The sequence below is a fragment of the Xanthobacter sp. BG11Y11_SDJG genome, from assembly GCF_057364445.1.
Genome location: NZ_JBNFNU010000148.1, coordinates 1 through 9,455, shown reverse-complemented (window position 1 = coordinate 9,455; position 9,455 = coordinate 1). Strand labels below are relative to the sequence as shown.

The window sequence follows — 9,455 nt, the reverse complement described above, 5'->3', positions numbered from 1 at the left end:
CGTGGCGCCGGTTCCGCCCATCGCCGCGCGCGGCCGTCGGCCCGCCCGGTGCCGCGGAGCGCCGGGCGCTCATCCACGCGGAAATGGCATGGCACCCCCTTGGGGCGTCCCCTTGCGGCCATGCCCGCCTTTGCAGCATGTGTCGCCGCAAAGTCGCGCTTCCGCTCGCTTGGTGGCTTGTCTAACTTCGGACTGCTCTAACCAGGGCCCAGGTCGCGGCCCGCAGGATCAGGTGTTTCCTCGATGTCCATCCTCGCGAGCCTGCACCACGTCACGGGCTACACCTACGACAAGCCGGTCGCGCTCGGCCCGCAGACCATCCGCCTGCGCCCGGCCCCCCACAGCCGCACGGCGATCCCGTCTTATTCGCTGAAGATCACGCCTGCCCAACATTTCATCAACTGGCAGCAGGACCCCTTCGGCAATTGGCTGGCGCGGGTGGTCTTCCCCGAGAAGACCACCGAGTTCAAGGTGGAGGTCGACCTCCTCGCCAAGCTCGACGTCATCAATCCGTTCGACTTCTTCGTCGAGGACTATGCCGCCGAATTCCCCTTCGCCTATGCCCCCGGCCTGAAGGCGGAGCTGGCGCCCTATCTGGAGCTGGAAACCGAGGGCGCGCGGTTCGACGCCTTCGTCGCCTCGGTGCCGCGCGAGAAGAAGCGCATCGTCGACTTCCTGGTGGAGATCAACCAGCGCCTCCAGAAGGAGATCGGCTACGTCATCCGCATGGAGCCGGGCGTCCAGACGCCCGACGAGACGCTGGAGAAGAAGCTCGGCTCGTGCCGCGACACCGGCTGGCTTCTGGTGCAGGTGCTGCGCCATCTCGGCCTCGCGGCGCGCTTCGTCTCCGGCTACCTGATCCAGCTCAAGCCCGACGTTGCCGCGCTCGACGGTCCCTCGGGCACCGCCGTCGATTTCACCGATCTGCACGCCTGGTGCGAGGTCTATGTGCCGGGCGCCGGCTGGATCGGCCTCGACCCCACCTCGGGCCTGTTGTGCGGCGAGGGCCACATCCCGCTCGCCGCCACCCCGCATTTCGGCTCCGCGGCGCCCATCACCGGCCTGGTGGAGAAGGCGGAGGTGGAGTTCGGCTTCGAGATGGAGGTGACCCGCGTCGCCGAGGCCCCGCGGGTGACGCTGCCCTTCTCGGACGAGACCTGGACCGCGCTCGACGCGCTGGGCGAGACGGTGGACAAGGACCTGGCGGCCGGCGACGTGCGCCTCACCATGGGCGGCGAGCCCACCTTCGTCTCCATCGACGACTACGAGAGCCCGGAATGGAATACGGAAGCGCTCGGCCCGCAGAAGCGGGTGCGCGCCGACGACCTGATCCGCCGCCTGCGCCGGCGCTTCTCCACCGAGGGCGTGCTGCATTACGGCCAGGGCAAGTGGTATCCCGGCGAGACGCTGCCGCGCTGGTCGTTCGACCTGTTCTGGCGCAAGGACGGCCAGCCCATGTGGTCGCGCGAGGACCTGATCGCCTCCGAGACTAAGGATTACGGCGTCGGCCCGGCGGACGCCGAGCGCTTCGGCAAGGCCATCGCCGAGAAGCTCAAGGTCGGACCGCAGTTCGTGAAGCCGGCCTATGAGGACAACATCTACTTCATGTGGAAGGAGCAGAGCCTTCCCGAGAACATCGCCCCCGGCGATCCGCGCATCGCCGACGAGGTCAATCGGCGCCTGCTGGCGCGCGTCTTCAACCAGGGCCTCGCCAATCCGTCCGGCGTGGTGCTGCCGCTGCGGCGCTCCTGGCTGACCGATGGCACGCCCGTCTGGGCGTCGGAGGAATGGACCTTCCGCCGCGAATTCCTGTTCCTGATCCCCGGCGAGAGCCCCATCGGCTACCGGCTGCCGCTGGAATCCATGCCGTATCTCGCGGCCACGCGGTATCCCTTCACGATCCAGGAGGACACGTTCGAGCCGCGCGGCCCGCTGCCGGAGGCCGCCGAGCTTGCCGCCCGCTACCGCGATGGCGCCCCCGCCGGGGACGCGCGCGAGCGCTACCAGGTGGCGCCGCGCACCGAGGCCTACGGCGTCGGCGAGCGGGCCCAGGAGCTGGTGCGCCAGTATATCGCCCAGAACGAGCGCCAGATCTTCACCGCCGACACCCGCACCGCGCTCTGCGTGGAGCCGCGCGGCGGCCGCCTGTGCGTGTTCCTGCCGCCGGTGGAGCGGCTGGAGGACTATCTGGACCTGATCGCCGCCGTGGAGCAGGTGGCGATCGAGCAGAACATGCCGATCCACCTGGAAGGCTATCCGCCGCCGTTCGACTATCGCCTCAACCTGATCCGCCTCGCCCCCGATCCGGGCGTGCTGGAGGTGAACGTCCATCCCTCCAACACCTGGAAGGGCTGCGTGGAGATCACCCATGCGCTCTACGAGGAGGCGCGCCTCGCCCGCCTCGGCACCGAGAAGTTCATGGTGGACGGGCGCCACACCGGCACCGGCGGCGGCAACCATGTGGTGGTGGGCGGCGCCACCCCGGCCGACAGCCCGTTCCTGCGCCGGCCCGACCTCTTGAAGAGCCTGCTGCTGTTCTGGCAGCGGCACCCGAGCCTGTCCTACATGTTCTCGGGGCTGTTCATCGGCCCGACCTCGCAGCATCCGCGCATCGACGAGGCGCGCCACGACAGCCTCTACGAGCTGGAGATCGCGCTCTCCAAGATCCCGCTGCCGGGCGGCGAGCTGCCGCCGCCGGCCTGGCTGGTGGATCGGCTGTTGCGCAACATCCTGGTGGACGTGACCGGCAACACCCACCGCACCGAGATCTCCATCGACAAGTTCTATTCCCCCGACGGCCCCACCGGCCGCCTCGGCCTGATCGAGTTCCGCTGCTTCGAGATGCCGCCGGACTGGCGCATGAGCCTTGCCCAGCAATTGCTGCTCCGGGCGCTGATCGCGCGGCTGTGGAAGGCGCCGATCCACGGCGACTGCACCCGCTGGGGCACCATCCTCAACGACCGCTTCATGCTGCCGCATTATGTCTGGGCCGACTTCCTCGACGTGCTGGAGGATCTCGGCGACGCTGGCTACGTGTTCGATCCCGAATGGTTCAAGGCGCAGTACGAGTTCCGCTTCCCGCTCTACGGCCAGGTGCAGCGCGGCGGCGTGGACGTGGAGGTGCGCCAGGCGCTCGAATGCTGGAACGTGCTGGGCGAGGAGGGCGTGGTCGGCGGCACCGCGCGCTATGTGGATTCCTCGGTCGAGCGCCTGCAGGTGAAGGTGGAGGGCTTCAACCCCTCGCGCCACGTGCTCACCTGCAACGGCCGGCGCGTGCCGGTGGCGCCCACGGGCCGCAACGGCACCTTCGTCGGCGGCGTGCGCTACAAAGCGTGGCAGCCCTGGTCGGCGCTGCATCCCACCATCCCGGTGCATGCGCCGCTGGTGTTCGACGTGGTGGACACCTGGAGCCAGCGCTCGCGCGGCGGCTGCGTCTATTACGTCTCCCATCCGGGCGGCCTCTCTTACGAGACCTTCCCGGTGAATTCCTACGAGGCGGAGGCGCGCCGCCTCGCTCGGTTCCAGGAATACGGCCACACCCCCGGCATGGCCCACGTGCCGGCGGAGACGGCGCCGAACGAGTTCCCCACCACCCTCGATCTGCGCCGCCCCATCGGCGTGTGAGGGCGCGGGAACGGCCCAAGGAAAAGGGCGCCGGCTTGCACCGGCGCCCTTTTTATCGGAGGCTCGAAGGGCGGCCGCAGCCGCCCCGCTGCTCACGCCGCCTTCTTCTCCTCCGCCGACGACCACTGGCCGAGCGCGGCGAGCGAGTTCATGCGGGCGCGGTGGGTGAAAGCGGCCTGGGCGGCGGCGACGTTCTCCGCCTTGCCGGACCACGCCTTCTGCGGCGCCGCCTGGAGGGCGCGGCCGTAGGAATAGGTGAGCTTCCAGGGCAGGCCGCCGAGCTTCACCATGGCGTCGAGATGGGCGGTCGCCTCCTCGTCCGACTGGCCGCCGGACAGGAAGGCGATGCCCGGCACCACCGACGGCACGCAGCTCTTGAGCAGGCGCACGGTCTTCTCTGCCACTTCCTCGACCGAGGCCTTCTTGGCGCTCTTCTTGCCCGGCACCACCATGTTGGGCTTCAGCACCATGCCTTCCAGGCGGATGCGTTGATAGTACAGCTCCTGGAAGGTCTCCTTGAGCACGAACTCGGTGACCTCGTAGCAGCGGTCGATGTCGTGATCGCCGTCCATCAGCACTTCCGGCTCGACGATCGGCACGATCTTGGCTTCCTGGCACAGCGCCGCATAGCGGGCGAGCGCGTGCGCATTGGTGCGGATCGCCGTGTAGGAGGGGATGCCGGCGCCGATGTCGATCACCGCGCGCCACTTCGCGAAGCGGGCGCCGAGGTCGTAGTACTCCTTCAGGCGGCCGGCGAGGCCGTCGAGGCCCTCGGTGATGGTCTCGCCGGGGCAGAAGGGCAGGGGCTTGGCGCCCGCATCCACCTTGATGCCGGGGATCGCGCCCGCCTCGGCGATCAGCGTCACCAGCGGCGTGCCGTCCTTGGCCTTCTGGCGGATGGTCTCGTCGAACAGGATGACGCCGGAAATGTACTTCTTCATCGCCTCCGAAGAGCGGAACAGCAGCTCGCGATAGTCGCGGCGGTTGTCCTCGGTGGAGTCCACGCCGATGGCGTCGAAGCGCTTCTTGATGGTGCTGGAGCTTTCGTCTGCCGCCAGGATGCCCTTGCCGTCGGCCACCATCTTCTGTGCGATCGTATCGAGCTCAGCGGTCATGATCGGTCCGTCCTGCCTTAGCCGCCCCTCGCGGCGGGATGTTCTGGGATCAGTATAAGGCACTGCGGCAGGGTTGCCGCAGTGCAATGTTTGTCAGCGCTTCAGCGCCTCGACGCCGGGGAGCGCCTTGCCCTCCAGCCATTCCAGGAACGCGCCGCCCGCCGTGGAGACGTAGGAGAAGCCCTCCGCCGCCTCGGCATGGTTGAGCGCGGCCACCGTGTCGCCGCCGCCCGCAACGGAAAGCAGCTTGCCGGCCTTGGTGAGGCGCGCCACCTCGCGCGCCACCGCCACGGTGGTGGCATCGAACGGGGTCAGCTCGAACGCGCCGAACGGGCCGTTCCACACCACCGTCTTCGCCTCCTTGAGCTTCTCGCTCACGAGCGCGGCGGTCCGGGGGCCGGCGTCGAGGATCATCTCGTCGTCGCCGACCTCATCCACGCTCACCATGCGGTGCGGGGCGTTGGCCTTGAACTCCTTGGCCACCACCGCGTCCACCGGCAGCACGATCTCGCAGTTCGCGGCCTTGGCCTTGTCCAGGATCTCGCGGGCGGTGCCGGTGAGATCGTGCTCGCACAGCGACTTGCCCACCTTCTTGCCCTGGGCGGCCAGGAAGGTGTTGGCCATGCCGCCGCCGATGACGAGGATGTCCACCTTCGCCACCAGATTGCCCAGCAGCTCCAGCTTGGTGGAGACCTTGGCGCCGCCCACCACGGCGAGCACCGGCCGCTCGGGCGCCTCGAGCGCCTTGGTGAGCGCGTCGAGCTCGCTCTGCATGGAGCGGCCGGCGAACGCCGGCAGCTTGTGCGCGAGGCCCTCGGTGGAGGCGTGCGAGCGGTGCGCGGTGGAGAAGGAGTCGTTCACATAGACGTCGCCGAGGCTTGCCAGGGCCGCGACGAAATCCGGCGCGTTCTTCTCCTCGCCCGCATGGAAGCGGGTGTTCTCCAGCACGATCACCTCGCCGCAGGCGAGGCGCTCCACCGCATCCATCGCCGCGGCGCCGATGCAGTCGGGCGCGAAGGCGACGGTGCGGCCCAGTTCGGCCGAGAGCGCATCCGCCAGCGGCGCCAGCGACTGGCTCTCGTCCCGGCCCTTGGGCCGGCCGAAATGGGACAGCAGCACCGCCTTGCCGCCCTGCTCCGTGATGGTGCGGATGGTGGGCAGGATGGCGCGGATGCGGGTGCCGTCGGTGACGCGCCCGCTCTCCATGGGAACGTTGAGATCGACGCGGACCAGCACCCGCTTCTTGGCGAGGTCGGCGTCGTCGAGGGTGCGGTAGGCGATCATGATGAAGCCTCCTCCCCGTGGGTTCAGCCGAGCTTGCCGAGCGCCACGGCCGTGTCGGCCATGCGGTTCGAGAAGCCCCACTCGTTGTCGTACCAGCTCATCACCCGCACCAGCGTGCCGTCCATGACCTTGGTCTGGTCCACGTGGAAGGTGGAGGAGTGGGGATCGTGGTTGAAGTCGATGGAGACGTTGGGCTGGAGCGTGTAAGCGAGCACGCCCTTCAGCGGGCCGTCCGCCGCCGCCTTGATGGCCGCGTTCACCTCGTCCACCGTGGTGGCGCGCTTGGCGACGAACTTGAGGTCGATCACCGAGACGTTGGGGGTGGGCACGCGGATCGAGACGCCGTCCAGCTTGCCCTTCAGCTCCGGCAGCACCAGGCCCACCGCCTTGGCGGCGCCGGTGGAGGTCGGGATCATGGAGAGCGCCGCGGCGCGGGCGCGGTAGAGGTCCTTGTGCACCTGGTCCAGCGAGGGCTGTCGTTGGTGTAGGAGTGCACCGTGGTCATGAAGCCCTTGTCGATGCCGATGGCATCGTTGAGCACCTTGGCCACCGGCGCGAGGCAGTTGGTGGTGCACGAGGCGTTGGAGACCACGAAGTGCTCGGCGGTGAGCTTGTCGTGGTTCACGCCGTAGACCACCGTGAGATCGGCGCCGTCGGCGGGCGCGGAGACCAGCACGCGGCGGGCGCCGGCCGTGAGGTGCGCCGAGGCCTTGTCCTTGGCGGTGAAGATGCCGGTGCATTCGAGCGCGATGTCGACGCCCAGCTCCTTGTGCGGCAAAGTCGCGGGATCGCGCACCGCCGTCACCTTGATCTTGCCCCGGCCCACATCGATGGTATCGCCGTCCACCTTCACCTCGGCCGGAAAGCGGCCGTGCACGCTGTCGAAGCGCAGCAGGTGGGCGTTGGTCTCCACGGGGGCGAGGTCGTTGATCGCCACCACCTCGATGTCGGTGCGGCCCGATTCCACGATCGCGCGCAGCACGTTGCGACCGATGCGACCGAAACCGTTGATGGCCACCTTGACGCTCATGTCCAGTCCTCCATGGCCGGCTTGAAGCCCGGCCCTCTTGTGTGCCCAGCGCAGGTAACGGCCCCTCCGTCCCCGCGCGCCCGTCGCGCTCCGCCGCGCGCCGATCTCAGTTCTGCTTCAGCCGGTCGAGCGCCTTGGCGACGACCGCCTCCGGCGTAATGCCGAAATGCTTGAAAAGGTCCTTTCCCGGCGCGCTGGCGCCGAACGAGGTCATTCCCACGAAGGCGAAATCCGAGCCGAGCAGGTCGGCCCACCCCATGCGGACGGCGGCTTCTACGGCCACCTTCGCCGGGGCATCCCCGATCACCGCGGCGCGCTCGGCGGCCGGGCGTTCGAGGAACAGCTCGAAAGAGGGAACGGAGACAACGCGGGTGGGCACCCCCTGCGCCTCCAGCATCTTCTTGGCCTCGGCGGCGAGGGACACCTCGGAGCCGGTGGCGAACAGCGACACCTGCGCCGTGCCGTTGGCCGGCAGGATCTCGTAGGCGCCGCCCTTGGACAGGTTCTCCGCACCGCCGGGCGCGAGCACGGGCAGGTTCTGGCGCGACAGGATGAGCGCAGACGGCCGGTCGGTGGTCTCAAGGGCGATCTGCCAGCACTCCGCCGTCTCCACCGTGTCGGCGGGCCGCATCACCAGAAGGTTCGGGATCGCGCGCAGCGCCGCGAGGTGCTCCACCGGCTGGTGGGTGGGGCCGTCCTCGCCGAGGCCGATGGAATCGTGGGTCAGCACATGGATCACTCGCTCGCCCATGAGGGCGGCGAGGCGGATCGCCGGGCGGCAGTAGTCGGAGAAGACGAGGAAGCCGCCGGAGAACGGGATCAGGCCCTTGTGGAGGGCGATGCCGTTCATGGCCGCCGACATGCCGTGCTCGCGCACGCCCCAGTGGACGAACGAGCCGGAGAAGTCGTCCGGCGTGATCGCCTTGGCGCCCTTCGCCTTGGTGTTGTTGGAGCCGGTGAGGTCGGCCGAGCCGCCCAGCATCTCCGGCACCACCGGGGTGATGGCGTCCAGCACCATCTCGGAGGACTTGCGGGTCGCGACCGCCGCCTTGTCCGCCGCCGCTTTGGCCTTGAAGGCTGCGATGGCGCCGTCGAGGCCTTCCGGCAGGCGGCCGGCCTGGGTGCGCTCGAATTCGGCGCGCCGGTCGGCGGGGAGGGCGGAGAGGCGCGCTTCCCATGCCGTGCGGTGCGCCTTGCCCGCGGCGCCGGCGGTGCGCCAGGCGTCAAGCACGTCAGCGGGGATCTCGAACGGCGCGGCCTCCCAGCCGAGGGCGGCGCGGGTGGCGTCGATCTCCTCGGCACCGAGCGGGGCGCCGTGGGCCTTCTCCGAGCCCGCCTTCTTGGGGGCGCCGAAGCCGATGGTGGTGCGGCAGGCGATGAGGCTCGGCTTGCCGGCTTCCTTCGCAGCTTCGATGGCGGCGAGGATGGCGTCCGGGTCGTGCCCGTCCACGCGGGTGGTGGCCCAGCCGGAGGCGGCGAAGCGGGCGAGCTGGTCGGTGGAGCCGGACAGCGAGGTGGCGCCGTCGATGGAATCAGGTTGTCGTCCCACAGGACGATCAGCTTGGAGAGCTTCAGGTGGCCGGCGAGGTCCGCCGCCTCCTGGCTGACGCCCTCCATGAGGTCACCGTCGGAGCACAGCACATAGGTGTGGTGATCCACCACCTCGGCCCCGTAGCGCGCCCGGAGCGCCTTCTCCGCCATGGCCATGCCGACCGCGGTGGCGATGCCCTGGCCGAGCGGGCCGGTGGTGGTCTCGATGCCCTCGGTGACGAAATTCTCGGGATGTCCGGGGGTGAGCGAGCCGAGCTGCCGGAAGCGCTTGATCTCGTCCATGGTCACCTTGGGAAAGCCCATCAAGTGCAGGACCGAATAAAGCAGCATGGAGCCGTGGCCGGCCGAGAGCACGAAGCGGTCGCGGTCCGGCCAGTGCGGGGCGGACGGATCGATCTTCAGCACCTTGGTGAACAGCACGGTGGCGATGTCCGCCGCGCCCATGGGCAGGCCGGGATGACCGCTATTGGCAGCCTCCACCGCGTCCATGGACAGGAACCGGATGGCGTTGGCCATGCGGTCATGGCTGTGGCGGCTCGACATGTTCTTCTTGTCTCCCGCGCCCGGACGGGCGCGCCTCGTGACGCGGAGCGCCGGGACGGACCGGCCGGCCCCGACCTTTGTGGCGAAGCTGGGCGCGATCCCGGCAAATCCGCTGAATTCGCTCGGAAAACGCCCTCTCACTCTCGGAACGAGAACGGACTTCCCGTCCGGCCTGGGGTGCAGGCCGGTCGGCGCGTGCTCTAGATATCAGCGCTCCGCCGGGTGTCAAACCCACAGGATGCCGCGCCGTCAAGGCAGTGCAGCCGGCGCGCGGCCGCGCCGCATCGTCGCGCCCGCCCCGGCCTGCC

Annotated in this window: 3 protein-coding genes and 2 pseudogenes; 1 reads left to right on the top strand and 4 read right to left on the bottom strand. The window is 69.2% G+C overall.

Features of this window, described 5'->3' with window-relative positions; all coding sequences use genetic code 11:
- Positions 1-243 precede the first annotated feature (243 nt).
- A complete protein-coding gene (locus AC2W7M_RS13380) occupies positions 244-3,624 on the top strand; it encodes a transglutaminase family protein (RefSeq protein WP_486132769.1) in 3,381 nt (1,126 codons plus the stop codon).
- 92 nt (positions 3,625-3,716) lie between these two features.
- Here AC2W7M_RS13380 and AC2W7M_RS13375 read toward each other — a convergent pair whose 3' ends face one another.
- The 4 genes and pseudogenes from AC2W7M_RS13375 to tkt all read right to left on the bottom strand — a co-directional run bounded on the left by AC2W7M_RS13375 (position 3,717) and on the right by tkt (position 9,147).
- Positions 3,717-4,739 (bottom strand): class I fructose-bisphosphate aldolase, encoded by a 1,023-nt coding sequence (locus tag AC2W7M_RS13375; RefSeq protein WP_486132768.1) that lies wholly within the window; start codon positions 4,737-4,739, stop codon positions 3,717-3,719.
- 93 nt (positions 4,740-4,832) lie between these two features.
- Positions 4,833-6,023, bottom strand: a complete 1,191-nt coding sequence (locus AC2W7M_RS13370) for a phosphoglycerate kinase (protein WP_486132767.1) — start codon at positions 6,021-6,023, stop codon at positions 4,833-4,835.
- A 23-nt stretch (positions 6,024-6,046) separates the two neighbouring features.
- Positions 6,047-7,053: pseudogene (gap, locus tag AC2W7M_RS13365) on the bottom strand (type I glyceraldehyde-3-phosphate dehydrogenase).
- Between the two features lie 106 nt (positions 7,054-7,159).
- Positions 7,160-9,147: pseudogene (gene tkt / locus AC2W7M_RS13360) on the bottom strand (transketolase).
- Positions 9,148-9,455: the final 308 nt, after the last annotated feature.